General features: G+C 49.1%; 25 protein-coding genes. 21 read left to right on the forward strand and 4 right to left on the reverse strand.

The features are described 5' to 3' along the window. Positions 1 to 486: 486 nt before the first annotated feature. The gene (locus ACR0QV_RS05870; RefSeq protein ID WP_177746231.1) at positions 487 to 813 is read right to left on the reverse strand and encodes a winged helix-turn-helix transcriptional regulator; all 327 of its coding nucleotides are present in this window, start codon (positions 811 to 813) and stop codon (positions 487 to 489) included. Between the two features lie 137 nt (positions 814 to 950). Between ACR0QV_RS05870 and ACR0QV_RS05875 the strand changes: the two genes are divergently transcribed. The 15 genes from ACR0QV_RS05875 to ACR0QV_RS05945 all read left to right on the forward strand — a co-directional run bounded on the left by ACR0QV_RS05875 (position 951) and on the right by ACR0QV_RS05945 (position 15,211). Continuing rightward, positions 951 to 1,394 (forward strand): cupin domain-containing protein, encoded by a 444-nt coding sequence (locus ACR0QV_RS05875; RefSeq protein WP_177746229.1) that lies wholly within the window; start codon positions 951 to 953, stop codon positions 1,392 to 1,394. A gap of 423 nt (positions 1,395 to 1,817) precedes the next feature. Next, positions 1,818 to 2,495 carry a hypothetical protein gene (locus ACR0QV_RS05880; RefSeq protein WP_432635364.1) on the forward strand — a complete coding sequence of 226 codons (678 nt, stop codon included), beginning with the start codon at positions 1,818 to 1,820 and terminating at the stop codon, positions 2,493 to 2,495. 84 nt (positions 2,496 to 2,579) lie between these two features. Then, the gene (locus ACR0QV_RS05885) at positions 2,580 to 3,563 is read left to right on the forward strand and encodes an AAA family ATPase (RefSeq protein WP_432635366.1); all 984 of its coding nucleotides are present in this window, start codon (positions 2,580 to 2,582) and stop codon (positions 3,561 to 3,563) included. A 20-nt stretch (positions 3,564 to 3,583) separates the two neighbouring features. Continuing rightward, a complete protein-coding gene (locus tag ACR0QV_RS05890) occupies positions 3,584 to 4,474 on the forward strand; it encodes a DUF58 domain-containing protein (protein WP_432635368.1) in 891 nt (296 codons plus the stop codon). A gap of 1 nt (position 4,475) precedes the next feature. Beyond that, a complete protein-coding gene (locus tag ACR0QV_RS05895; protein ID WP_432635370.1) occupies positions 4,476 to 5,384 on the forward strand; it encodes a hypothetical protein in 909 nt (302 codons plus the stop codon). Next, the gene (locus ACR0QV_RS05900) at positions 5,381 to 6,508 is read left to right on the forward strand and encodes a vWA domain-containing protein (RefSeq protein WP_432635372.1); all 1,128 of its coding nucleotides are present in this window, start codon (positions 5,381 to 5,383) and stop codon (positions 6,506 to 6,508) included. The genes ACR0QV_RS05895 and ACR0QV_RS05900 overlap by 4 nt, the downstream gene beginning before the upstream one ends. A gap of 1 nt (position 6,509) precedes the next feature. Continuing rightward, positions 6,510 to 7,535 carry a vWA domain-containing protein gene (locus ACR0QV_RS05905; protein ID WP_432635374.1) on the forward strand — a complete coding sequence of 342 codons (1,026 nt, stop codon included), beginning with the start codon at positions 6,510 to 6,512 and terminating at the stop codon, positions 7,533 to 7,535. A gap of 9 nt (positions 7,536 to 7,544) precedes the next feature. Continuing rightward, positions 7,545 to 8,207: a tetratricopeptide repeat protein gene (locus tag ACR0QV_RS05910; protein ID WP_432635376.1), complete on the forward strand. Its 663-nt coding sequence runs from the start codon at positions 7,545 to 7,547 to the stop codon at positions 8,205 to 8,207. Position 8,208: 1 nt separating this feature from the next. Next, positions 8,209 to 10,038, forward strand: coding sequence for a BatD family protein (locus ACR0QV_RS05915; protein WP_432635378.1), 1,830 nt, complete (start codon positions 8,209 to 8,211; stop codon positions 10,036 to 10,038). Further along, a complete protein-coding gene (locus ACR0QV_RS05920) occupies positions 10,035 to 10,754 on the forward strand; it encodes a tetratricopeptide repeat protein (RefSeq protein ID WP_432635380.1) in 720 nt (239 codons plus the stop codon). Before ACR0QV_RS05915 ends, ACR0QV_RS05920 begins: the two co-directional genes overlap by 4 nt. Before the next feature lie 11 nt (positions 10,755 to 10,765). Then, complete coding sequence (locus tag ACR0QV_RS05925; protein WP_432635382.1) at positions 10,766 to 11,323, forward strand: D-sedoheptulose 7-phosphate isomerase; 558 nt, start codon at positions 10,766 to 10,768, stop codon at positions 11,321 to 11,323. Positions 11,324 to 11,326: 3 nt separating this feature from the next. Beyond that, a complete protein-coding gene (rpiB, locus tag ACR0QV_RS05930) occupies positions 11,327 to 11,779 on the forward strand; it encodes a ribose 5-phosphate isomerase B (RefSeq protein WP_428054223.1) in 453 nt (150 codons plus the stop codon). 18 nt (positions 11,780 to 11,797) lie between these two features. Continuing rightward, a complete protein-coding gene (locus ACR0QV_RS05935) occupies positions 11,798 to 13,462 on the forward strand; it encodes a glucose-6-phosphate isomerase (RefSeq protein WP_432635384.1) in 1,665 nt (554 codons plus the stop codon). 50 nt (positions 13,463 to 13,512) lie between these two features. Then, positions 13,513 to 14,742: a tRNA (N6-isopentenyl adenosine(37)-C2)-methylthiotransferase MiaB gene (gene miaB / locus ACR0QV_RS05940; protein ID WP_432635386.1), complete on the forward strand. Its 1,230-nt coding sequence runs from the start codon at positions 13,513 to 13,515 to the stop codon at positions 14,740 to 14,742. A 4-nt stretch (positions 14,743 to 14,746) separates the two neighbouring features. Continuing rightward, positions 14,747 to 15,211 carry a PilZ domain-containing protein gene (locus ACR0QV_RS05945; RefSeq protein WP_428061027.1) on the forward strand — a complete coding sequence of 155 codons (465 nt, stop codon included), beginning with the start codon at positions 14,747 to 14,749 and terminating at the stop codon, positions 15,209 to 15,211. 55 nt (positions 15,212 to 15,266) lie between these two features. On the opposite strand, the gene ACR0QV_RS05950 is transcribed toward ACR0QV_RS05945, so the two are convergent. After that, entirely contained in the window at positions 15,267 to 15,989 is a 723-nt protein-coding gene (locus tag ACR0QV_RS05950) for a type IV pilin protein (RefSeq protein ID WP_432635388.1), read from the reverse strand. Positions 15,990 to 16,187: 198 nt separating this feature from the next. Between ACR0QV_RS05950 and miaA the strand changes: the two genes are divergently transcribed. From miaA to queA, 5 genes are read left to right on the forward strand one after another with little or no spacing between them, the layout of a single operon-like run. Further along, positions 16,188 to 17,153 carry a tRNA (adenosine(37)-N6)-dimethylallyltransferase MiaA gene (gene miaA / locus ACR0QV_RS05955; RefSeq protein ID WP_432635390.1) on the forward strand — a complete coding sequence of 322 codons (966 nt, stop codon included), beginning with the start codon at positions 16,188 to 16,190 and terminating at the stop codon, positions 17,151 to 17,153. 4 nt (positions 17,154 to 17,157) lie between these two features. Next, on the forward strand, positions 17,158 to 17,769 hold the full coding sequence (gene ruvA, locus ACR0QV_RS05960; protein WP_432635392.1) for a Holliday junction branch migration protein RuvA: 612 nt from the start codon (positions 17,158 to 17,160) through the stop codon (positions 17,767 to 17,769). Beyond that, positions 17,766 to 18,788, forward strand: coding sequence for a Holliday junction branch migration DNA helicase RuvB (ruvB, locus tag ACR0QV_RS05965; protein ID WP_428037833.1), 1,023 nt, complete (start codon positions 17,766 to 17,768; stop codon positions 18,786 to 18,788). Before ruvA ends, ruvB begins: the two co-directional genes overlap by 4 nt. A gap of 1 nt (position 18,789) precedes the next feature. Continuing rightward, positions 18,790 to 20,010 (forward strand): SpoIID/LytB domain-containing protein, encoded by a 1,221-nt coding sequence (locus ACR0QV_RS05970; RefSeq protein ID WP_432635394.1) that lies wholly within the window; start codon positions 18,790 to 18,792, stop codon positions 20,008 to 20,010. A 10-nt stretch (positions 20,011 to 20,020) separates the two neighbouring features. Beyond that, positions 20,021 to 21,055: a tRNA preQ1(34) S-adenosylmethionine ribosyltransferase-isomerase QueA gene (gene queA / locus ACR0QV_RS05975; protein WP_432635396.1), complete on the forward strand. Its 1,035-nt coding sequence runs from the start codon at positions 20,021 to 20,023 to the stop codon at positions 21,053 to 21,055. A gap of 54 nt (positions 21,056 to 21,109) precedes the next feature. On the opposite strand, the gene ACR0QV_RS05980 is transcribed toward queA, so the two are convergent. After that, a complete protein-coding gene (locus ACR0QV_RS05980; RefSeq protein ID WP_432635398.1) occupies positions 21,110 to 22,192 on the reverse strand; it encodes a hypothetical protein in 1,083 nt (360 codons plus the stop codon). 655 nt (positions 22,193 to 22,847) lie between these two features. Between ACR0QV_RS05980 and tgt the strand changes: the two genes are divergently transcribed. Further along, on the forward strand, positions 22,848 to 24,014 hold the full coding sequence (gene tgt, locus ACR0QV_RS05985; RefSeq protein WP_428053935.1) for a tRNA guanosine(34) transglycosylase Tgt: 1,167 nt from the start codon (positions 22,848 to 22,850) through the stop codon (positions 24,012 to 24,014). A gap of 54 nt (positions 24,015 to 24,068) precedes the next feature. On the opposite strand, the gene ACR0QV_RS05990 is transcribed toward tgt, so the two are convergent. Continuing rightward, a complete protein-coding gene (locus ACR0QV_RS05990) occupies positions 24,069 to 24,563 on the reverse strand; it encodes a type IV pilin protein (protein ID WP_432635400.1) in 495 nt (164 codons plus the stop codon). Positions 24,564 to 24,592: the final 29 nt, after the last annotated feature.

Raw genomic sequence — 24,592 nt, forward strand, 5'->3', positions numbered from 1 at the left:
TTCTTACTTGAATTAACTTGGTGTCATATTATAGTCTATGACTGACTTACTTTGAGCATTTAAAATGTTAGGTTTGAACCTTCCCATTTCAAATCGCCCATTCGCACATTGCTGTCAAATTTTCACAGAACGAAATTTCCTTGTTGCTCTTTTCCTGCTTCGGAAAAAGCAATCGGAAATTTATTTTTCTTCTTTGAGCCCTCTTTGGCTACAAAGATATTCTAGCAAATCTGTTTCAATCTGTCAAGCCTTTTTTAAACTTCCGTTTAAACCGCTCAACTCTTACTACTCTTTTATTTAAGCATTTTTTTATTCGGTTTGTCAAATCTTTTTTTAAGTTAAGTTGCAAACTTTTTAAAACGCTCTTTACTGAGTACTTATATATTAAAACAATTTTTTAAGAACTTGTCAAATCTTTTTTACTGCTTGGCAAACTCATCTTGTTTGCGTATATTTATTATATAACATATTAAAAATATTTTGCAACTATTTCTTTAAACTCCGTCGGTATTTATCCCCCCACGCAGCCATTTCTTGCAGTACGGGAGCCAAGGATAAACCTGTTTTGGTAAGAGTATATTCCACCCGGGGAGGTATCTCGGCAAAGGCTTTGCGCAACAATAATTTATTCTCTTCCATTTCTTTTAAGTTGCTTGTAAGAACTTTTTGGGAACACCCCACACTTCTTTTTAATTCGCCAAAACGTTTGGTCCCTGTCAGCAAATCCCTTATAATAAGGATTTTCCATTTATTACCTATCAATTTGAGCAGTACCGCCACCGGACACGGGGGCAAATTCTTTTTCGTAATCATATATTTATTATACTCCATTAGTTTCTTTTTGACTACTAGCATACAAAAAAGTGCCTACTTTACAAAAGAAACTATCAAAAGGCACAATACTTGATGTCATCCGGGGTAAAAATCCCCTATATATAAAGGAGAAAGATATGAAAAAAGTTGAAATTAAAAATTACCAACACGAAAAGGGTCAATTTATGGCGGCCAACGGTGCGGAATTTACCGTAAAGGAAATTATCCCGCATAGCGACATTTCCACCTTGCACGCGAACTTTGTGGAAGTGGCCCCCGGACACTTTGCCTATGGATACCATTGGCACGAAATGAACGAAGAAGTCTTTTATGTGATTTCCGGCACCGCCGCTGTTAAATTGCACGACAGGGAAGTAACCTTAAAAGCGGGCGACGCTATTACCTTTCCCACAGGACCGGAAGGCGCACACGTCATCCGCAACGCATCCGACGCCGAAAAATTGGTCTATTTAGATATCGGCAGCGAACACTTGCCCGAAATCTGCCATATGCCCGGCGCCCAAAAGATAATGGTTATCGGCAAAACCGGGGTTGGGATGTACGACGAAACATCTAAATAGTTTCGCCTTTGTGATAAGCACCCTCGCACCTCTGCGGGGGTGTTTTATTTTTAACTTGTAATTTACCGCAAATTCTATCATAATATATAAAGTTATGTAAGGAGCAGAAATGACCTCGGAATTATATAAGAATTTGACGGCTACCCATACGGTTGATAAACTATTGGACGGGAAACGATTTTTGTTGGCCCGGTTAGCCGGACTTTTTCGTGGGAGATAATAATGCGTATTAAAATTAGAAATCCAAAATCTTATATTTCTTTACAGGAAATCTTCACCATAGTGATGTTTACGGCCTTTGGGTTTTGTTTCTTTTTTCTGTTAGACGGACAATTTTCCTGGCAATCTTACACTGCCTTTGTGACAGAAATCAGCGAAGGGGATTTAATAACACTTTTACTTTTTAAGTTGCTTCCGATTCTAATGGTATTTTTTATAGGCAATATCCTTTATCGTTGGATAAAATGCTTTTTGCCGAGCCACAGCCAAATGTCCGCTATCCGCACGATAGAATTTTTGAACGAAGGCGTAAAACTGGGATATAATAAGAATACTCTTCCCGTTTTCCTGCCCTATCCGGAAACGCGGTTCAGCCTCACCATTACCGCCTTTGATGTTTCCACCAAAAACGGACACCGCTCCGTTGCGGGGCCTTGCGTAATATCCTTTACGCAAGGGAACCAAACCTTCGTTTGTGACCATTTGTCAGCACGCCCGTTTACATTTTTCCCCCAACTCTTGGACTACCGCGCCCGATTTGCCTCCTTTCATTTCGCCGTCAACCCAAGGAGTTTACGCAACTCTTGGGATAAAACTGCCGCCGATAAAATCCGCACTATTTTTCAAGATTACATAGACTATGGCATTTTGTGCCCCTATAATAAGGAAGCGCGATATGTTTTTCTTGCTACGGGGATATTTTGCCTGCTGCTTATCGGCTTTCCTCTTTCTTTTTTCTGGTTCAAAGTGCCTTTTGCTTTTTGGCCGGTTCTGATTATTACCTGCTTGCCGCCTTTTATCGGCGTATGGATGATTTGCAAAACCGTTAAAGCCATAAAACAGGCCAAAGAACTGGAACGCCGCAAAAAGCAAGCCAAATAATCCATTTTAGGCTTTTACAGCAAACGCAATTTATTTATAATATAGGAAAGAAACCGGCGGTTTAGCCCGTCATAAGGGGGACGTATGGATATCACCACACTTAATAAACAAGTCCAGCAGGAAAGTATATTCTTACAAGATTTAAAGCGCGAAGTCGGCAAGGTAATTGTAGGGCAGGAAGCATTGCTTGAAAAAATGCTCGTAGCCTTACTGGCCGACGGACACATTTTGATTGAAGGCGTGCCGGGCCTTGCCAAAACCTTGGCCGTAAAGACCTTGGCGCAAGCAATTCACGCCCAGTTCCAGCGTATCCAGTTTACGCCTGATTTATTGCCCGCCGATATCACGGGTACGCTTATTTTCAACCCCAAGGACGGGCTCTTTTATCCCAAACGCGGCCCTGTGTTTTCCAACTTTGTACTGGCCGACGAAATCAACCGTTCTCCAGCCAAGGTACAAAGCGCGCTCTTGGAAGCAATGCAGGAGCGGCAGGTAACTATCGGCGAGCAAACTTACAAATTGCCGTCCCCCTTTATGGTACTGGCCACACAAAACCCCGTAGAGCAAGAGGGTACTTATCCGCTCCCGGAAGCACAGGTGGACCGCTTTATGCTTAAAGTAATGGTAACCTATCCCACCAAAGAAGAGGAAAAACTGATTTTGGAACGTATGTCCTCGCATCAAACCATTACCGTAAACACCAATGTTACACCGGAGATGATTTTAAAAGCGCGCCAAGTAACCGATTCCATTTATGTAGATGAAAAAATCAAAAACTACATTGTAGATTTAGTCTTTGCCACGCGCGACCCCAAATCGGCCAAGTTAGAAAAACTAGCCTCTTTTATTGCCTATGGCGCCAGCCCCCGCGCAACTATCTTCCTCACGCAAGCGGCCAAAGCCTATGCGTTCTTAAACGGGCGCGGCTTTGTAACGCCCGAAGATATCAAAGCCATTGGGTTAGACGTATTGCGCCACCGTGTACTGTTATCCTACGAAGCGGAAGCCGAAAACATTACGTCCGACCAAATCGTCAAACAAATTTTTGACGCGGTGGATGTACCGTAGTTCTTGATTTGGGGGACAAAATGGATACCGCGGAAATTTTAAAAAAAGTACGCCAAATAGAAATCCAGACGAACAAACTGGTGTCGGAAACGTTCGCCGGGGAATATTTAAGCGCGTTTAAAGGCCAAGGCATTGAATTTGCCGAAGTGCGCGAATATACCCCGGGCGACGATATCCGCTCCATTGACTGGAACGTAACCGCACGCACGGGCATCCCCTATATTAAAAAGTACAACGAGGAGCGCGAATTAACGCTGATGATTGCGTGCGACGTGTCCGCGTCCCAGCGTTTCGGCTCTACCGATAAATTAAAGCAAGAACTGGCGGCGGAACTCTCCGCGCTGTTTGCCTTTTCCGCTATCAAAAACAGCGACAAAGTGGGTTTAATGCTGTTTTCGGACAAGATAGAACTCTTTGTCCCCCCCAAAAAAGGCAAAAAGCACGTTTTGCGCCTCATCCGCGAACTGGTGGCCTTTGAACCCGCCGGGCGCGGTACGGACATTGGCCTGTGCTTAGAAACGTTATCCAAGGTGATTAAACGCCAAGGCATTTTGATTTTAATTTCCGATTTTTTGGCGCCCGTTTCCTCATTTTCCAAACCTTTTAAACTGGCGGCCAAAAAGTTTGATTTAATCCCGGTAGTTATCCAAGACAAACTGGAAAAGTTTATCCCCCCCGTGCCCGCGTGCATAGACGTAACGGACCCGGAAACAGGGGAAGAGGATTTTTTGTGTCTGTCGTCGGGCGAACTAAACGCGGCGCTTGCCGAGCACGCGGAACACCAAAACATCAACCTGCGCGCCCTTTTTAACCCGTATAAGATTGAGCCTATTTTCGTCCGTACCGACCAAGCGCCGGCGGACCCGGTAATTGCGTTTTTTAAACAGCGCGCCAAAAAAATAAGAAAATAATATGAAAAAACTTTTTACTTTATTTTCCCTTTTGTTTTCCTTTGCTCTCTGCGGAGCGCAGGAAATACACTTAATTGAGCAGAAAGCCGCGGACAAGGTTCCCTTTGCCTCGCCCTTTGCTCTGCAATTTAGTTTAAGCCACACGCCGGGCTACGAGGTAACCGTGGATGAAAATTCCCTTTCCAAGGATTTTGAAATTACCCAAATGTCCGCTAAGCAAAATTCCCCCGGCACGCTGACATACGATTTTACGGCGCTCCCCTTTACCTTGGGCAAATCCACCTTTACGGTTACGTTTAACCTCGTGCAAAACGGCCGCACCGCCGCCCAGACAAAGACCGAAGAGTATATAGACATTACCCCCGCCAAAACCTTTAACGACAAAAACCTGCGGGAAATCCGCAATCCGTCCATCCCCGCCGGGTGGCTGGCGTGGCTGGTTGCCGCGCTATTGTTAGGCGCGCTTATTTATGTATTGTATGCGTGGCACAAAAAACTGCACGAGAAAAAACTCTCCGTCGCCGCCGCACCCGAGGACCCGCGCCCCGGCAACGAAATTGCCCTCTCGCAAATTGACGCGTTGTTAGACAGCGGACTGTGGGAAAATGCCCAATACAAGGTGTTTTACAACACCCTTACCGACATTTTGCGCGAATATTTATGGCGGCAATTAAAAATAGACGCGTCCGCCGATACGTCTGCCGAAATTTTAGCCCGCATTAAAACAATGCCCAAGTTGGCCCCCCTGCGCACGCAGTTGCGCCAATTTTTAAGTTCGGGCGACCTCGTAAAATTTGCCAAGGCCGTACCCAGTTTGGATACGCGCAACCGCGATATCCAACTCTTGCGCGAAATTATTGTGGAAACCTCGCCCAAGGAACTGGCCCCCTCGCAGGAGGTTAAAAAATGATTTACTTCTTTTTAATCAGCGTTTTGCTCTTGCTGACTGCTTTGTCGGCCGGGCTTATTACCCGCCGCGCGCCCAAAGCGCAGGCTATTTGCACGGCGGCGGCCGCGGCTTTATGCACGGTTTCGCTGGGGGGGCTGTTATTTGAACGCTTATCCGGTGGACGGGCGGAATTTATGCACCCGTGGGCGTTTTTACTGCTTATTATCCCCTTTGCCGTACTTATCACGCATACCGTATTAAGGAGGGCGTTCAGCCGCCAAATTTCCTACCCCTTGGCGCATTTAATGGTGGAACAAACCTCCTTGCGCGTACTTTTTACCCGTTGGGTGCCTATCCTGTTATATACGGGCGCGCTTATTTTGATGACAGCCGCCCTCGCCCGGCCCGTAAAAGTGGACCGCACCGTCGTCCCCCCCACCGAGGGCGTGGATATTATTTTGTTAATGGACGTGTCCGCCTCTATGCAAAAGCAGGACTTTTACCCGAACCGCTTTGTAGCCGCGCAGGAAACCGCCGCCCGCTTCATTAAAAAACGCCCGACGGACCGTATCGGCCTGGTGGCCTTTGCCAAGCAGGCAATGCTCCAAGCCCCGCTCACCTTGGACCACGAAGCCCTGCTGGAATATTTAAGCACTTTATATTTAGGCGTAGTGGACCCCAACTATACGGCTATCGGCGATGCGCTCGCGGTGGCTTCCAACCATTTAAAAGACAGCAAAGCCAAAAGCAAAATCGTTATCTTGCTGACGGACGGCGATTCCAACGCCGGAACCATTGACCCGATGCTCGCCGCCAAGGCCGCGGCTTCGTATGGTATCCGCGTTTACACCATTGGTACGGCCAGCGCGCCCCAGCAGAGTTTGTATTCCAGCGCGCAGGACGAAATTAACGAAGGGCTGATGTTGGAAATAGCAGATGCAACGGGCGGAAAATTCTTCCGCGCCAAAAACGAGGCGGAACTCGCCAAAATTTACGATATGATTAATGAACTGGAAAAAACACAATTCGCCCCCAGTTCCACCGTCAACCGTACCGATTTTTACCAACCGCTTTTGCTGGCGGCGCTTTTGTTGGCGGGAACGGCGTTTATCTTGGAAAAACTATTTTTAATAAAGGTGCCCTGATATGGAACTTTTTGCAAATCCTTGGTTTTTGGTTTATTTTATCCCGGCGGCTCTGCTGGTGTGGCTGGTGGCGTGGTCGGGCAAGAAACTAAAAAACCGCCTGATTGCCGCCCTCTTTGGCCCGCAGGCGTACCAGAAACTAACCGCCAACTTGCGTCCCGTTACCTGGAAGCGCGGCGCGTGCTTCGGCCTCTTTTTATTCTTTTTATTTGTGGCCTTAGCCGGGCCCCAATGGGGTACGGAAGTAATAGAGGTGCAAGGCTCGTTTGCGCAAACGGTTATCGCAGTGGACGTTTCCACCTCTATGCGCGCGCGCGATTTAAAGCCCGACCGCTTGGACAACGCCAAAACAATGCTCAAAATGCTCGTCAACAATTTAAAGGATGAGCGCATCGGCATTTTGGCGTTTACCTCGCAGGCGTATGTACAATGCCCTATCACTACGGATGAGGACGCACTGACCTATTTTATTAACTCCTTACAGCCCGATATGCTGCCTGTTCCGGGCACCTCGTTAGCCGCCCCGGTCAATTTGGCGGCCCGTATGCTGGCCAAATATCCCGGGCAAAAAGCCCTTATTTTACTGACGGACGGAGAGGACCACTCCCCCGAAGAACTGAAAGTCGCACAGGAAACCGCCCTTAAAAACGGTATCCGCGTGATTGCTATCGGTATCGGTACCAAAGACGGCACGTTAATCCCCGCCAAACTGGACGCAACGGGCAAGATTTTAGAATACAAAAAGGATAAAACGGGCAAAACCGTCGTTTCCAAACTGGATGAAAAAACGCTGCTCGCACTGGCGCAGGCCACCGGCGGCGCGTATATCGCCTACACCACGCCCGCACAAGTGGCGGCCAAGGTGGAAGCCTCGGTAAAGGGGCTAGACAAAACCTCCGCCCGGGCCGCTTCGCGCGCGGTTTACAAGAACCGCTACGCCCTTCCGCTGGCGCTGGCTATCTTGTGTTTGGCCGCGTTTCTGCTGTGGCCGCGCGGCAATAAGCGAAATACCGTCCAAAAAAGGTAAAATAGTCTTATGAAGAAACTTGCTTGCTTTTTACTTATTCTCTCCTCTTCGTCCGCCTTTGCGGGCGTGCGCGGGGATTTGCGCGAAGCGGGCAAGTTATACCAAGATAAAAAATACGGCCAAGCCTTGGCTAAATACCAAACAGCCTTGCAAAAAGCCCCCCATAAAGAGCAAGCCTCTTTCGGCGCAGGGGCGGCTTCGTACTATTTAAAGGATTACCAAGCGGCTGAAAAAGCCTTTGAAAACACCGCAGAACAAAACGGTAAACTCCGCCAAGACGCGCTCTTCAACCTAGGCAACGCCTACTACCGCGCGGGCGATAAAGAAAAAGCCGTTTCCGCCTACCGCCAAGCCATTGTCGCTAATCCCAAAGACAAAGAGGCCGTGCACAATTTGCAACTGATTATAGAACAACAGCAGAGCGAGCAAAACCAGAATAACCAAAATCAGCAAAACAGCAACAATAACTCCTCTAACCAAAGTAAGCAGGACCAAAACAACAAGGGCCAAGCCCCACAGGATAAAGGACAAGAGGAACAACCGTCCAAGCCCCAAGATACGATGAATAAGGACGATGCGGACCGCGTAATGCAAATGGCGCGTGAAAACGAATACAAAAAGCCCACCCAACCGGGCGAGGCGCAAGACCCCACGGTGGATAAGGATTGGTAATATGCTAAAAAAACTCCTTTTTTCCCTTTGTTTGCTGTTTTTTACCGGGCTTGCTTGGGCGCAAATTTCCGTATCGGCTTCGGTGGATAAAACTTCGCTCACGCTGGACGACGAAATTACCCTAACCGTAACCGTACAGGGAGCCGTCAGCCCGCTGACAATGCCGCAACTGCCCAGTTTGCCCGCGTTTAACGTCTATTCGCGCGAAATTGACCAAACCTCTATCAACGGCAAAAGCACCTCGGTCTTCCGCTATGTAATGCTGCCGCGCTTTGTGGGCAAGGCGGATATTGGCGCCGTAACCGTTAAATATAACGGGAAAACGTATAAGACAGACCCGATTTCTATCAGCATTTACCGCAATTCCCAAGGCGTGCAAAATAACCGCCCGGCCACCAGCACGGGCCGCGCCGTAACCAACGGGACATATGACTCGTCCATTAATACGGCGGCTATTTCGCGCCAAGTGCAAAAGGCGGACGAAAGCCTGCCCCCGCTTACGCAAAATTTGATGAACCAAGCCTACGCCCGCGGAAGTGAAAATTACTTTTTGGTTTCCGCCGTAAGCAATAAAAAACCTTATGTAAACGAAGCCGTTACCTTGGCGGTGCGCTTTTATTATTCGCGCGAATTTTACGATGCGCCTTACCAAAAGCCTGCCGTGTATAACTTATTTATGGAAGATGCGGGCTCTGCCGAAGGAACCCAAAGCATTAACGGGGTACTGTACCGCTATAATGAACAACGCTACACCGTTACGGGGGCGGCCCCCGGCGCAGCCTCTATTGGTGAGGCCGTCGTGCAATACCGCACCGGCTCCGCGTCGCTTTCTCCGCTGGACCGCCTGTTTGGCGGCTCGGCCGTGGGGGCGGAAAAAACGGCCACGTCCAAGGAAATTTCTCTCCAAATCCGCCCGCTTCCGACCAATGGAAAACCAAACTCCTTTTACGGCGCCGTAGGCCAAGGTTATACCCTTGCCGCCGGGGCCGACAGAACACAAGTGGAAGCCGGGGAAGCCGTTACGGTTACCGTTACGGTAAAGGGGCCGGGCAACTTAAAGGGCACCGGCGATTTAAAGTGGCCGCAGATTGCTGGATTTAAAATGTACCCCGCGGCGGCTGCCGCAGGTTCCTTGCCGTCGTCTGACCAAGTACGCGGGTATAAGGAATTTAAGACGGTACTCGTACCGTCCGCTTCGGGTATTTACGTTGTTCCGGGCGTTAAATGGTCCTATTTTAATCCGGCTTCCGGCCAATACAAAACCTTACAAACGGAACCCATTACGGTATCCGTTTCCCCCTCCACCAAAAAGGAAAGCGGCTTTGATTTCGGTTCCGTAGCCCACACGGGGAGCGGCTTTCAAACCTTGGGCAAGGATATTGCCTATTTAAAAACGGCTTACGCGCCGGAACCGTCCGTACTGGCCCGGTTAAGCGCGTGGCAGGACGTAAACTGGGCGGCGCTGGTAATTTTGGGCCTTAGCGTATTTTTTGCTTCCTTTGGCCGGAAATCTATGGCCCGAAAACGCGCCTATACGCACGCTAAAAATTTGCTTAAACGGGCGGTGTCCGACGAACAGGTGGCCGAAGCGTTATCCGGCTATTTGCAACAGAAATTAAACATCGGTACGGGCAGCCTGCCCCTGCGCGCGATTGTAACCGCACTGCAAAAAAGCGGCGTTACTCCCGCCACCGCAGAAGCGTTTTCTTTACTTTGGCAACGGCTGGAAACGGCCCGCTTTGCCCCCGGCTCGCCCGATGCGCTAGACCCGCAAAATCTGTCCTCACAGGGATTAGACGTATTAAAACTAATGGAGGAAGAAACCAAATGAAACGCTTGTTTATTTTAGTATTTGCTTTACTTGGGTTTACCTCCGTTTTTGCCCAAACGCCCCTGCAAAATGCGGAAGAATTTTACCGCCAAGGCAAGTTCTCCGCCGCCTTGGGCCTATATGAATATGATTTAAAAACTCACCCAAACGACCCTTATGTTTACTACAATATAGGTAACTGCTATTTTAAAATGGGCAGTATGGGCTTGGCCGCCGCGAATTATTACCGCGCCTTTAAGTTGGCCCCGCGCAACACGGACATCCGCAATAATTTAGCCTTGGCTTTATCCGCCGGGGGCGAAAGTTTGGTTCCGGCCGGGGTGCCGCCCGTACTGCATAAGGCGTTTTTCAGTTTGTCTTACAGCGAACTAAAAGGGCTGACAATGGTTTTATGGTGGGTGTTCTGTTTGCTCGCGTGCGTATGGGTTTTAAAACGCCGCGGCGGAAGAATTGCCGCAACCGTGGCCGTAGTGCTTTTGCTTTCGGCCGGGTGGTTTTATATGCGCCATAAGGCCGAAACGGAACCCTTGGCCGTAGTAGCCGCCCCGGTGGCGGAAATACGCAGCGGGCCGGGAACCAATTTCCCCGCCAGCGCAAGCGTAGCCCAAGGACACCTTTTAACCGTGCAGGATGAAAAGGATTCCTGGTACGAGGTTATTGTAAAATCCCAGGGCATAAAAGGCTGGGTGGATAAAAACGCCATTGAACAAATTTAAAGGAGTTAAAAATGTTTGTAGAGCAACAAGCCGACGAATTAATTAAAGCCGTTGAATATGTAAAAGAACACCTTTCGGACAAGGTGGAAACCTTGTCCGCCGAGGTGGTAAAAGCCTTTAAAAACGGGCATAAAGTAATTTTAATGGGCAACGGCGGGAGCGCCTCCGACGCGCAGCATATTGCGGCGGAATTTGTGGGCCGCTTTAAAAAGGAACGCCCGTCCCTGCCGGCGCTTGCATTAAACACAAACTCCTCCACCCTTACCGCCATCGGTAACGATTATTCTTACGATGTGGTTTTTTCCCGCCAGATTGACGGGTTTGCCCAGCCGGGCGATGTGGTAATCGGTATTTCCACTTCCGGCAACAGCAAAAATGTTTATTTAGCCTTGGGCCTTGCCAAACGCAAGGGCTGCTTTACGGCGGCTTTTTTGGGCAAGGACGGCGGCACCATTAAGGATATGTGCGATTTGCCGCTTGTGGTAAACGTAAAAGATACACCGCATATCCAGGCCTGCCATATTTTTATGGGCCATTGTATGTGCGACTTAGTGGACCAGGCATACTGATTTATGAAAATAGCAATAGGATGTGATCACGCGGGCTTCCCGCTGAAAGAAACCGTAGCGGCTGTTGTACGCCGCTTGGGGCACGAAGTAATTGATTGCGGCACGTTTAGTTGCGAACGCGCCGATTACCCCGACTATGCCGACAAAGTGGCCAAACTGGTGGCTTCCCAACAAGCCGACCGTGGCATTTTGCTGTGCGGAAGCGGGGTGGGTGTGTGCATTACGGCCAACAAAACCAAGGGCGTGCGCGCGTGCGTCTGCCACGATGCGTACAGCGCCAAACAGGCCGTAGAACACGATGCGCTCAATGTGTTGTGTATGGGGGCACGCATCATCGGCTCGGCCGTAGCCGAGGAACTGACCGAACGATTTTTAAACGCCTCTTTTTTGACGGGTACCCGCCACGAAATGAGGCTTAATAAAGTAAAAGCGATTGAAAACGCGAATTTTAAATAAAAAATAAGGATGGAACGTATGAATACACAAGCAAACCCGATGGCCGAAGGAATTGTCCGCGAAGGGGAAATTAAACTGGAAGGATTAGAGTTTAATACTAAATTCTGGGCCAAGGATCCCACTCTTTGGAAACAAGATAAAGAAAGTATGGACTTTATCGTCAAGTTTTTAGGCTGGCAAAAAGTCTATAACTGGACGTTGGAACGCATTGACGACGTGCTCGCCTTTGCCGAAGACGTAAAACAAAATTTCAAACATTGCGTAATTATGGGTATGGGCGGTTCCTCGCTCGCGCCCGAAGTGTTCCGCACCGTATTCGGTAAGCAAAACGGCTGGCCGGAACTTATCGTGTTAGACACCACCAACCCCGATTGGATCGGCGCCGCCCGCGCCCGCATTAACCCGGCGGAAACCTTGTTCATCTTCGCCAGCAAATCCGGCGGCACGGTGGAACCCTCCTCCCAATTTGCCTATTTCTACGACGAAGTAAAGAAAGCAGGCGTAAAAGAACCCGGTAAGAACTTTGCCGCTATTACCGACGCGGGTACCGGGTTGGAAGCGCTCGCCAAGAAAAACGGCTTCCGCAAAACCTTTATTAACCCCTCCGACATCGGCGGCCGTTTTTCCGCCTTGTCTTTCTTTGGTATTGTACCTGCCGCCATTATGGGCGTAGATGTAAAACGCTTACTGACCATTGCCCAAGAACAAGCCGAAACCTTCGGCCCCGAAGCCCCCGAAAAAGGCAACGCCGCCGTACAGTTGGGCGCTTATATGGGTGCTTGCAACGTCAACCACAGCAAGGACAAAATGACCCTTTTAACCCCCAAAGATTTAGCCACCTTCGGCCTGTGGGCTGAACAGTTGGTAGCCGAATCCACGGGTAAAGAAGGCAAAGGCGTAGTACCGGTGGCGGGCGAAACGCTCACGCAAAACTTTGACTACCGCGAAGACCGCTTCTTTGTGCACTTGTCCACGGGCAGCGAAGACGACAAACGCGTCAGCGCGATTGCCGCCGACCTGGCCGAACGCAGTTACCCCGTGTTTACGATTAAAATGGACGACGTCTATCAATTAGGCGCTATGTTCCTGCTATGGGAAATTGCCACCGCCGCCGCAGGCGCTATTTTGGGCATTGACCCCTTTGACCAACCCAACGTGCAAGACGCCAAAACCCGCACAAAGAACCTCTTGGCCGACTTGGAAAAAGGCAATGTTTCGCCCGAAACAACCGCCCCGATTTTGGTCTCTTCCGACATCGCCGGCGAAGTAAAACTGGAAACCTTGGCCCAAGACTTGTATTCCCTCTTGGAAAGCAACGATTATGTGGCCTTGCTCCCGTACGTGTATCCGTCCGAGGAAACCGAAAAAGCCTTGCTCGGTCTGCGCGACAAAATTATGCTTCGCACCAAACGTGCCGTTTTGTTTGGCTACGGGCCGCGCTACCTGCACTCTACGGGCCAGTTGCATAAAGGCGACGGCAACAACGGCGTATTTTTGATTTTGTCTGCCGAACCGGCCAACGATATCAAAATCCCGGGCCAGCACTACACCTTCGGCCAACTCTGCAATGCGCAGGCGTTGGGCGATTTCCAAGCGTTGCAGGCCAAAGGCCGCCGCGTGATTAAAATTCACTTGGCGCAGCCGCTGTTGGAAAGCATCAAAAAAATCAGCGACTTGTTCTAATTAACCTATCAGCAAGGCGGTTCCTTTAAGGGCCGCCTTGTTTTTTATCTATGACCAAAGTATTTATTCAAACCTACGGCTGCCAAATGAACGTGGCCGATTCCGACGAAATGTTTGCGCATTTGGCGGCGCGCGGCGCGCAATATACCGACCAGTTGGACGAGGCCGACATTGCCCTTATCAACACCTGCACCGTGCGCGACCACGCCGAACACCGCGCCGTATCGTTCCTGGGCCGATTGGCCGAGTGGAAGCGGGAAAAGCCGGGCCGCGTGATTATTTTTGCGGGCTGTGCCGCCCAACGCTTGGGAAAAACCCTTCAAAAGAAATACCCCTTTTTAGACATTGTTTCCGGCGCCAAAGAAATTGAACACTTCGCGGACACCTTGGACGCAAGCGGCCTTTTTAACGCGCCCGGGCAGGAGCATAACTTGCTCACTTCCGGCTTAACGGGGTATGTAACCATTATGCGCGGGTGCAATTTTGCCTGCTCGTACTGCATTGTGCCCAGCGTGCGCGGGCCTGTAAAATGCCTGCCCGTAGCGGATATTTTGGCCGATGCCGCCCAAAAAGCCAAGGCGGGCGCCAAGGAAATTATGCTCTTGGGGCAAACGGTCAACGCCTACCAATATGAGAACACTTCCTTTGCGGATTTATTAAACCAAGTCAGCCGCCTGCCCGGCGTGGAGCGCGTGCGCTTTACGAGCCCGCACCCTATTTATTTTACGCCGGAATTTTTAGCCGCCATTAAGGATAACCCCAAAATTGCCCGCCACGTCCATTTGCCCGTGCAGAGCGGTTCCACCAAGGTTTTGCAGGAAATGAAACGCGGCTACACGCGCGAAATATTCTTGGAAAAAGTCCGAGCCTTGAAGGACTGCGGGTTTAACATTTCTACGGATATTATTGTGGGATTTCCGACGGAGACGGAAGACGATTTTAAAGAGACGCTCTCCCTCGTGGACGAGGCGGGATTTTTTGCGGCCTATTGCTTTAAATATTCCCCCCGTCTGGGCACTCCGGCGGCCAAAATGAAACTCTTACCGCAAAATATACTGGAAGAACGGCTTGATATTTTGTTAAATAAAGTAAGAGGTTTATCCGACGCGGCGTATCAAGCGCAGGTCGGTACCGTGCAGGAAGTGCTTTTGGAAAGCGAAAACAAAGGCCGCTCTTCCGGCAACTTTTGGGTAAAGACCAATAAGTCTTACCCCGTTGGCTCCGTCGTAAAAACCACTATTGATAAGGCCGACGGAACCTTATTATTTGCGAGGGACTAATTTTATGAAACAACATTTTCCTGAAAAACGCAGACATCCGCGTATGCCGGTCATCAGCAATTTGATTGAACCGGTCAACTTGCATTACAAAACTGCCGACGGCAAGGAAACTTCCTTGGTCGCTATTTTGGCGGACTTGTCCGCTTCCGGTATGCGTATGATTAGTTTTTTGGGCGCACCGCTGGCCGACAAATTTTCCATCAGTTTGCAACTGCCCGGCACGGGCAAAATGGAAGTGCAGGCCCGCTTGGCGTGGGTGAAACAGCGCGAAAATGTATATACTATCGGTATTGAATTTGTAAAAATGGCCGAAAAAGACGCTAAAATCATCAGCGAAATGGCCGACGATTTTAACGATTGCGACACGCGCATTTTGCTCAAACTGCCCGAAGTTTGCGTGGGCACCTGCAAATGCAACAAAATCTGCAATAAAATTCAAAAGGACGAAGCCCTTTTTGAAGGTAAATAGTTTCCCAAAATCGCAAATAACTTATGAAAAACCCCCGGCACAAACCGGGGGTTTTTTAATTATTCATAAAATACAAATAATTCGTGTCTCCGTCACTCCCTGTTCCGCTTGGACTATCTCTTCCCGACAAATTTTGACAAATTCTATTGCCCAAAGAATTATCTCGGGCCGCCCAACAAATATAAAAGGTGTCCTTATGATATTTTTCTATGGTTACGGCATTTTTACGTTCTTCACACTTAATAGAAATCTGGGATGGCCCCCACATTGTCATAATATAGCAAGACATATCGTTATTGGAAATACGGGAAGAATTAATCCTTTTAAAACCGGAGGGCAGGGCAATAACCAGTGAATCAAAATTGGTGGCATAGCGGTTAGTTTGCATATAAAAATGCTGTTGGGCTTGGTCCACCGCGCGCATAAAGGCGTACATAGTGGCCACGCGGCTGGTGCCTACCGCCACCCGGTACGACGGCAATGCCGCCGCGGCCAGTATGCCGATAATGAGGACGACGACCAACAATTCTATAAGGGTAAAACCAGCGGTTGTGGGCATATGGCTGGGTGCTGTTAAGCCGGCATCCCGTAGTGTTTGGCGGCCCGCAGGGTTACGGGATCTGTCGTTACCGTTGTAGTTGTCATCCCCGAGGAATTTAGTCGGGGATCCGTTGTTGCCGTTGCCTTTTTGAATAAAAACAGATTCCCGACTACAACACTCGGGAATGACACCACTAGCACAAGTGGCCGCACGGCAAATATTCATAAATCCTTTCATTTTTTCTCCTTGTTTAGGCCTTTATATTTGAGCAAAACAGCCTTTTATACGCGTTTTTATACGGCAGATACATCCGGGTACACAAACCGCAATTTATCAAAATTTTAACAAAAAAAAAAAACGAAACAACCCCTTTAAAACAAACGGCTCCAAACGCCTTTCAAAAAATAAACTCCGCTTATTTTATACAATGTATTTATGAAACCTATCGTCCTATGCGGCCCGACCGCTTCCGGCAAAACGGAACTCGCCCTGGAACTCGCCCGCCAATCAAACGGGATTATCCTCTCGGCTGATTCCCGCCAAGTTTATAAACGCCTGACTATCGGCACTGCCAAGCCGCAGGGCTCGTACCAAAACGGGGCCTACACGGTGGACGGGGTTCCCTATTATCTGGTGGATTTTTTAGACGTTACCGAAACCTGTAACGCCGGAAACTTTGTAAAAAAAGCGCGCCAAATCGCCGCTGAAAATCCCGCCCGTCCACTTATTTTTGCGGGCGGTACAGGTATGTGGCTGCACGCCTATTTTGTGGGTATGGACGATCTGCCCGCTTCCACGCCCCAAACGCGCGAAAAACTTTCCGCTCTGTTGGCAAAATCGGGCAAGGAGGGCCTACATCAGGCACTTATGGCCTTGGACCCCGCTTCCGCGCAAAATATCCCGGTGGGCAACGTCCAGCGCACGATGCGCGCCTTGGAACTGTGCTGGCTGACAGGCAAGCCCGCAAGCGCGCTAAAAAGCGGCAATTTCTTTAAACTTCCCCCCCCGCAAGACTCCGCCTGGGTGTATTTAGCGTGGGATAGAGAAGCGTTAAACGCGCGCATTTCGGCCCGTACGGAGCAGATTTTTGACGGGATGGCACAGGAAGCCGAAACCCTGTTAAACGAGGGATATACGCCCGATACGCCCGCTTTAAAAAGTCTGGGCTATCCGCAGGCTGTCTCTTTCTTGCAAGGGCAAATCTCCCGCGTGCAAGCCGTGGAGCAAGTGGCCACGCTCACCCGCCAATACGCCAAACGCCAGCGCACTTGGTTCAACCGCTACACTAACGCCCTGCGCCTGGAACTAACCGCCAAACAAGATTTTTGCCCCCAAGCACTCGCCGCGCAAATCCTTCATTTTGCCAACCAAACGGCCCTGCCGCCCAATATGGTAAAATGAAGATATGATAGCGTATTTAAAAGGCGAAGTATTGGAAGTAAAGGAAGACGGCGCCGTCATCTTGTGCGGCGGAATCGGCTACGAGGTCAACCTCGCGCACAGTTCCGCGCTGGAACTGACGGAAGGAACCGAAGTGGCCCTGTATGTGGCGGAATCCATTTCCCCCTACGACGGCACGGTTTTATACGGTTTTTTGAATAAAGAAGACAAAGCACTTTGGTATCTCTTCAAAACCGCTATCCCCAGTACAGGCCCCAAAAAGGCACTTGAATTTTTAAATAAAGCCCTCCGCTCGGTGGCGGACTTTCACAACGCTATTTTAAAACGCGACCCCAAAATTTTGACGGGTATCTTCGGCTTTACGGCCAAAACGGCGGAAAAGTTAATCAACTCCTTAAAGGACAAAATGGACGCTATCACCGTACAGGGCGAAAGCAAAATAAAAGTAATGGACGAAGCCCCGTATATGAGCGGCGTGCTGGAAGCCTTGTCCGCCTTGGGCTATTCTGCGGCGGAATCGCGCCGCGCGATTGAAAAACTCTACACCGAGGGTGTAAACCCAAACGGTAAGATTGAAGACATCATCAAAGAGGCCCTGCGGGTACTGAAAAAATGAGCAACCAAAATGAAATTTTAGACGTCAATCAACTTTCCGATGAGTCCGCCGGGCTGGAAGCCGCCCTGCGCCCCGCCACCTTGGACGAGTTTGTCGGGCAGGAAAAACTAAAAGAAAATTTACGCATTTTTATTGCGGCAGCCAAATCCCGCAAGGAAGCCCTGGACCATTGTCTTTTTTACGCGCCGCCCGGCTTGGGTAAAACCACGCTTGCCAACATTTTGGCGCGCGAAATGGGCGTAAACATCAAGGTTACGTCCGGCCCCGTGCTGGCGCGCCCGGGCGACCTGGCCGCTATGCTGACAACCGAATTAGCCGAGGGCGACATTTTGTTTATTGACGAAATCCACCGCCTAAACCCCGCCGTAGAGGAAGCCCTCTACCCGGCAATGGAAGACTTTACCTTTTTTATCAATACCGGCAAGGGAGCGGGCTCTACGACCTTAAAACTGGCCGTACCGCACTTTACCTTGGTGGGTGCAACGACGCGCTCCGGCCTGCTGACCGGCCCGCTACGCGACCGCTTTGGCATTGTATTTAACTTGGGCTTTTACGAAATTCCAGAAATTACCGATATTTTGGAACGCTCGGCGCGGCTTTTAAACATTGAGGCCGACCGTGCGGGGCTCACCGAACTGGCCAAACGCTCCCGCGGTACCCCGCGTATCGCAAACCGTTTATTGCGCCGCGCGCGCGACTTTGCCCAAGTAAAGGGCAACGGCATTATCACGCACGAAATTGCCACCACGGCAATGGACTCCCTAGACATTGACAGCGAGGGGTTAGACAGTGTGGATAAGCGCATTTTGGAAGCACTGATAGACCGCTTTTCGGGCGGCCCGGTGGGCGTGGACAACTTGGCGATTGCCGTTTCCGAAGCCGTAGATACTTTAACGGACGTAATAGAGCCTTTTCTCATCAAAGCGGGCTTTATTGCGCGCACCCCGCGCGGACGTGTTGCCACGCGCAAGGCATACGAACACTTGGGCCGCAAACAGCACGCGGATTTGCTTTTTTAGTATGAAACATCTCGCCCGCTTCTGTTTATTTCTTTTAACGGCCGCACTTTTAAGTGCGTGTGCGGCGCCGTCCAAGCGCGCGGCGCAAGGGACAATAGACTTATCCGCTTTATCTGTCCGTGCGCCTGAACCACCCGCACAGGATCCGCAAAACCAAAAGCAATTTACCGAAACCACCGTGCGCGTGCTTTTAGCCGAAAAGGCCAAATCGGCCTATATAAAACACTCCGGGAAAGTATATATTTATACGCAAAACTTAGATAAAAAATATAAAATCTCCACCGCCGGAACTTTGGCTGTAAAAACTTTGGGCAACGGAAAAATTCAAATAGGAACCTTGCAGGCCGCACAGCCTATTATTTTAGAGCCGGCCTCCGGCACTTTGCTGGGTTGGAATAACAACAGTTATTCGGGCAAAATTTACATTATCCCAGCGCAAAATACGTTTCACCTGGTGGAACATGCTCCGCTGGAAACATATCTTTATGGTGTATTACCTTATGAAATGAGTTACTCGTGGCCGCTGGAAGCCTTAAAGGCTCAGGCGGTGGCCGCGCGCACCTACACATTAAAAACATTGGAGGGCGTGAAAAACCAGAATTTTGACGTGTATTCCGACGTCCGCAGCCAAATGTATAAAGGCGGAGGCAAGCAGTACGACTCCGTCAAAAAAGCCGTGGACCAAACCCGCGGGCAAGTATTAACCTACGAGGATAAACTCTTTTTTACCTATTACCACGCTAACTGCGGCGGCGCAACGGACGATGTGCGCAGTTGGAATTTCGGCGCAACATCTATTAAACCGCTCTCGGGAGCCTCCTGTAAATACGACAGCCACTCCAAAAGTTATAAGTGGACAATGAATATTGCACGCGGTAAAGTAGAAAATTATGCCAAAAGCGTCGGCTTGACGGGTGCTTTAAAAAACATCAAAATTGTCCGCAAAACCGACACCGGCCGCGCCACGAATTTAACCATAAAAACCGCCAAAGGGACTAAAACCGTACCGTGCGGACGCTTCCGCCTAGCCACAGGCATACGCAGTTGCAAAATAACCAAGTTAGACGTGCGCAAAAAAGACGTGCACTTTGAAGGAAAAGGCTACGGGCACGGAATAGGTATGTGCCAAGACGGCGCCAACGGTATGGCGAAAAACGGCAAAAACTACCGCAAAATTTTAAAAAATTATTATCCCGGAGCCGAAATAACAACGCTCCAATAAGAGGACTCTTATGTTTGAACGCTTTAAAAAACTGGATTTAGACCCGCTTATCGCCAAGCAACCCGCCACGCCGCGCGACTCCTCGCGCCAAATGGTGCTCCACCGCGATACGCACACCATTGAACACCGTATCTTTCACGATATCCACGAATATTTCAACCCCGGAGATGCCCTGGTTATCAACAATACCAAGGTTTTCCCTGCCAAGTTATTTGCACACAAACCCACGGGCGGCAAGGTGGAAGTTTTACTCGTGCGCCCGATGCAAAAGCCCAATATTTGGGCCGTTTTAACGCGCGATTATAAAGAAGGGATTACGCTTGATTTCGGCTCCGGCTTAACCGCCAAGGTGTTGGGCAAGACGGACAATAACGAAGCCATTTTGGAATTTAACGAAGAAGACATTTTGCCCTTCTGCAACGAGCACGGCCTTATGCCCTTGCCGCAATACATTGAAAAGGCCCGCAAGCACAGCGGCCTTACCCCCAGCATAAGCACCGACAAAGAACGCTATCAAACCGTTTACGCCAAATACGACGGCTCCATTGCCGCGCCTACGGCGGGATTCCACTTTACGCCGGAATTGCTGCAAAAATTGAAGGATAAAGGCGTACACATTTGCTACATTACCCTGCACGTCGGCTGGGGCACTTTTAAGCCTTTGCGCGGAGAGCCGGAACAGCACCATATGCTGGCCGAACTGGGCGAGGTAACCCAAGAGACCGCCGACACGTTAAATGCGGTGCGCCAAGCCGGCAAACGCGTCTTTTCCTGCGGCACCACCAGCACGCGCACGCTGGAAAGTTTTACGGACGAAAACCACATCACGCACCCGGGCAAAAAATGGACGGATTTATTTATTTATCCCGGCTACAAGTTTAAAGCCATAGACTGCCTGATTACGAATTTCCACTTCCCGGACTCTACGCCTTTGTGTATGACGTCCGCCTTCGCCGGGGAGGATTTTATTTACGAAGCGTATTTGCAGGCCGTAGAAAAGAAATACCGCTTTTACTCCTTTGGCGACAGTATGATGATTTTGTAAAAGCCCCAAAAAGGAACCACCCCGGGTATTATTCATCCCGGGGTGGTTTTTTATTTACCAATTTCGCACACAGTCAGTACCAGAATCACATAACCGCCTTGTATTACTAAAACGACATTGTATTGTATCTACTTTGCCATTAATTGTATTAAAAACAGAACATGCGCTAATTGTACATTGATATATACAAGATCCTTTTCCGCCGCACGTCCCGTCATCTGGGCAAACATCAAATGGTTCCCAACGGCCGTCATAAGAACTATCATCGCTTATGGGATAGAAATGCTGGGTTTGCCCCAGCGGAATATAAGTTAAACAATTCACGCTATTGGAATTAGCCGTTGGAACATTGGTATAATCACTCCCAGTATAATACTGGAATGTGGAAGGAGTTGTAACAAACGAATAACTGTCATGTTCCACCCCGTTTTGGTGTTCTTTGTTGCAGGTATAGCAAGAAGTGTTTTTCATTAATTCCTCGGCATTTTGCCCGCGCTTGGTGTAAATGTCGTACGCATACTGACAACAAGAAGATACATTGTTCAGCACGCAACTCTCGTATTCTGCTGAATTTTCATCATAAGAAGAGCAAGTGGAACATCCGTTAAACGGAATTTTTTCCGGCTCGCCGCAGGCTAAATACACTTCTTCCGTGTTTTTCAGTTTTAACTTCTGCCAACTCATTGTTTCCCCCTCACATTTAGGGAATTTATAGCCGAACAGATTTAATTCGTTCAAATACATATTATCCGCTTGCAGCGTGTAACCTTGCTTGTAGTTGCCTACGCGCAAACTGGTTTCAAAATCAAAATCACTCACACCATTACCGCTACCAATGTGCGCGGTGCTGCCCTCTATTGCAGGCGCATCATTTAGTTCCAGTTTTCCCCCTGCAATCTTTAATAAGTTATTTACGCGCAACGATTTCCCTGTATTAAATCCCTCGTCTGCTGAACAACCCAAGTTCATTTGGCAGGCAGAGGTTAAGCCGACGTCCATTTGTTTCATTACATCTACCTGGCTATATGCCACATATTTCACCGGGAAATACGTTACCATTGTCATTTTATTGGCACCCGCCGCCATAGAGGGTGTGGAAGCACATAAGAAGCACAACCCTATTAATAGTTTCTTCATTTTTTTCTCCTTTTAAGGCCTTTTTATTGGGGCAAAACGGCCTTTTATATGCGTTTTTATATGCCGGATACATCCGGGTATATCCGGCCTTAATTTTCAAAATTTTAACAAAAAAAAAAATAAAAACAACCCCTTTATGAACTACTGCTAAACAGCAACGACAAAAAACCCAAAAAGTAGATCCTGAAACAAGTTCAGGATGACCTCTTGTTTAATAAGTGGTCTTTTTCCCCGTCATCCCCGAGGAATTTAGTCGGGGATCTGTCGTTTCGGAAGAAAACAACCACGGCAAAAACAGATTCCCGACTACGACACTCGGGAATGACGACAAAGGCAAACGACAGATCCCGGATAAAAACACTCCGGGATGACGACAAAAAGCAATACAACAAAGCCGTTATAAAATAAAAGTCATCCTGAATTTAGTTCAGAATCTACCGCTTGGGTCGCTAGTCGTTGCCGTCATCCTGGAAAGTTGTAGTCCAGGATCTGTTGTTATTAAATAAGGAGTAGATACTGGACAGAAACCTTCCAGTATGACTTTTATTTTTATAAACGACACCTTGCGGGCCGCACCCTAGCGGGCCGCCAGTTCAGAATGCCCCCCTTTTTTTCTCCCCCCAAGCCGATTAGCCGGATATGGTAAAATATATATATGATTTCTCCTTTTAAAATTCTTGCCAAAGACCCACATTGTAAAGCCCGCACCGGTGTATTGTACACCAAGCACGGTGCGGTGCATACCCCGGTTTTTATGCCGGTGGCCACGCAAGCCTGCGTAAAGGCCCTGACCGACGAAGATTTGAAAAACGCCGGGGCCGAGTGTTTGCTTTCCAACACCTATCATTTGTATCTGCGCCCGACGACAAAAATTTTAAAGCAAATGGGCGGCCTGCATAAATTTATGCATTGGGGCGGAAGCATTTTGACTGACTCGGGCGGATTTCAAGTGTATAGTTTGCCCAAATTCCGCAAAATCAAAGAAGAAGGAGTAACCTTCCAGTCCCACCACGACGGAAGCAAACACCTTTTTACACCCGAAAACGTAATTCAATTTGAAAGTGAAATCGGCTCCGATATTTGGACAATGTTAGACGTTTGTATCCACGCCAAAAATCCGTCCAAACACGAAGCGCGCGAAGCCCTAAACATCACAAAACGCTGGGCGGAACGCGCCGCAAAAGCCTATCAACAAACCGTGCCCGAGCAGCATATCACACAAAACGAGGACGGCTCTTTTACCGTCGGTAATTCGCTTCTGTTCGGCATTATCCAAGGGGCCATTTTCCCCGATTTGCGCAAGGAAGCCGCCCTGCATATGGCTTCTTTACCCACGCACGGATACTGCATTGGCGGGCTGTCGCTAGGCGAAACCTTAGAGCAAATGAACGAATCCGTTTTGGCGGTAACCGACAATCTGCCCGAAGGCAAACCGCGCTATTTTATGGGACTGGGAACGCCGGTGGAAATTTTGAACTCCATTGAACGCGGCGTAGATATGTTTGACTGCGTATGGCCCACCCGCGTGGCACGCAACGGTATGGTTATGACCAGCACCGGGCGCGTGAACATCAAAAACGCCGAATACCGCACGCAGGATATCCCGCTGGACGCCGAGTGCGACTGCTACACCTGCCGCCGCTATTCCCGTGCCTACTTGTGCCACCTGTACCGCTCGGCGGAACTGACAAGCCACCGCTTGCTTAGCATACACAACATCCGCTTTTTGATTCGCCTGGCCGAACGCGCCCGCGAAGCCATTAAAAACGGTACGTTTATGCAACTAAAAGAGGAAGTAATCCGCAAGTACCAAGGCAACTAATTTGTGCCTTTAAAAAGGAAAGAGCGGCTAAACAACAGCCGCTCTTTTTTGATATTAGCAACAACTACAACTCCCAGAATCGTCCCTAATATTCAGTAACTTGGCATAATCAAATGACGGGGGATTATCGGCACACGAGTTTCTGCTTTGGTCAACCACTATTTCCCCAGAATCCAGCACGCACAAACAAACATCTTCCTTCTTATATTGGGCACTTACTCCACCGGGAAACGGCGGGTTATTACTTGCCCAGTAATAAAAATTTTCAGTCTCCCCCGTGCCAATTCGGACCCAATTTCCCCCTTCTTCAAAAGGAGACATATTTCCAATAGAAATATCCAAATCGCTGATATCACAATTTCCGTCCCTAGTACCCCCCGCTAATCGGCACACCTTATCGGCTTGGGCAATCGTTTTAAGGTTCGTCATTGCCTCGGCAAACCGTGCCTTGGTAACCGCCTTTTGGTACTGCGGCAGAGCCACTGCGGACAAAATGCCAATAATCAGTACAACCACTAACAACTCAATAAGCGTAAAGCCTTTCTTCACTTTTTTCTCCTTGTTTTACCGAGCCCGAA

Source organism: Candidatus Avelusimicrobium sp. (assembly GCF_050873505.1).
In the GTDB taxonomy this organism is placed as follows: Bacteria; Elusimicrobiota; Elusimicrobia; order Elusimicrobiales; family Elusimicrobiaceae; genus Avelusimicrobium.

Coding starts and splice junctions, on each gene's coding strand:
- rpiB (WP_428054223.1), top strand. CDS start 11,327: ATGAAAATAGCAATAGGATGTGATCACGCGGGCTTCCCGCTGAAAGAA.
- tgt (WP_428053935.1), top strand. CDS start 22,848: ATGATTTCTCCTTTTAAAATTCTTGCCAAAGACCCACATTGTAAAGCC.
- ACR0QV_RS05890 (WP_432635368.1), top strand. CDS start 3,584: ATGGATACCGCGGAAATTTTAAAAAAAGTACGCCAAATAGAAATCCAG.
- ACR0QV_RS05870 (WP_177746231.1), bottom strand. CDS start 813: ATGATTACGAAAAAGAATTTGCCCCCGTGTCCGGTGGCGGTACTGCTC.
- miaA (WP_432635390.1), top strand. CDS start 16,188: ATGAAACCTATCGTCCTATGCGGCCCGACCGCTTCCGGCAAAACGGAA.
- ACR0QV_RS05925 (WP_432635382.1), top strand. CDS start 10,766: ATGTTTGTAGAGCAACAAGCCGACGAATTAATTAAAGCCGTTGAATAT.
- ACR0QV_RS05900 (WP_432635372.1), top strand. CDS start 5,381: ATGATTTACTTCTTTTTAATCAGCGTTTTGCTCTTGCTGACTGCTTTG.
- ACR0QV_RS05895 (WP_432635370.1), top strand. CDS start 4,476: ATGAAAAAACTTTTTACTTTATTTTCCCTTTTGTTTTCCTTTGCTCTC.
- queA (WP_432635396.1), top strand. CDS start 20,021: ATGTTTGAACGCTTTAAAAAACTGGATTTAGACCCGCTTATCGCCAAG.
- miaB (WP_432635386.1), top strand. CDS start 13,513: ATGACCAAAGTATTTATTCAAACCTACGGCTGCCAAATGAACGTGGCC.
- ACR0QV_RS05885 (WP_432635366.1), top strand. CDS start 2,580: ATGGATATCACCACACTTAATAAACAAGTCCAGCAGGAAAGTATATTC.
- ruvA (WP_432635392.1), top strand. CDS start 17,158: ATGATAGCGTATTTAAAAGGCGAAGTATTGGAAGTAAAGGAAGACGGC.
- ACR0QV_RS05920 (WP_432635380.1), top strand. CDS start 10,035: ATGAAACGCTTGTTTATTTTAGTATTTGCTTTACTTGGGTTTACCTCC.
- ACR0QV_RS05905 (WP_432635374.1), top strand. CDS start 6,510: ATGGAACTTTTTGCAAATCCTTGGTTTTTGGTTTATTTTATCCCGGCG.
- ACR0QV_RS05915 (WP_432635378.1), top strand. CDS start 8,209: ATGCTAAAAAAACTCCTTTTTTCCCTTTGTTTGCTGTTTTTTACCGGG.
- ACR0QV_RS05980 (WP_432635398.1), bottom strand. CDS start 22,192: ATGAAGAAACTATTAATAGGGTTGTGCTTCTTATGTGCTTCCACACCC.
- ACR0QV_RS05880 (WP_432635364.1), top strand. CDS start 1,818: ATGGTATTTTTTATAGGCAATATCCTTTATCGTTGGATAAAATGCTTT.
- ACR0QV_RS05935 (WP_432635384.1), top strand. CDS start 11,798: ATGAATACACAAGCAAACCCGATGGCCGAAGGAATTGTCCGCGAAGGG.
- ACR0QV_RS05875 (WP_177746229.1), top strand. CDS start 951: ATGAAAAAAGTTGAAATTAAAAATTACCAACACGAAAAGGGTCAATTT.
- ACR0QV_RS05970 (WP_432635394.1), top strand. CDS start 18,790: ATGAAACATCTCGCCCGCTTCTGTTTATTTCTTTTAACGGCCGCACTT.
- ACR0QV_RS05910 (WP_432635376.1), top strand. CDS start 7,545: ATGAAGAAACTTGCTTGCTTTTTACTTATTCTCTCCTCTTCGTCCGCC.
- ACR0QV_RS05950 (WP_432635388.1), bottom strand. CDS start 15,989: ATGAAAGGATTTATGAATATTTGCCGTGCGGCCACTTGTGCTAGTGGT.
- ruvB (WP_428037833.1), top strand. CDS start 17,766: ATGAGCAACCAAAATGAAATTTTAGACGTCAATCAACTTTCCGATGAG.
- ACR0QV_RS05945 (WP_428061027.1), top strand. CDS start 14,747: ATGAAACAACATTTTCCTGAAAAACGCAGACATCCGCGTATGCCGGTC.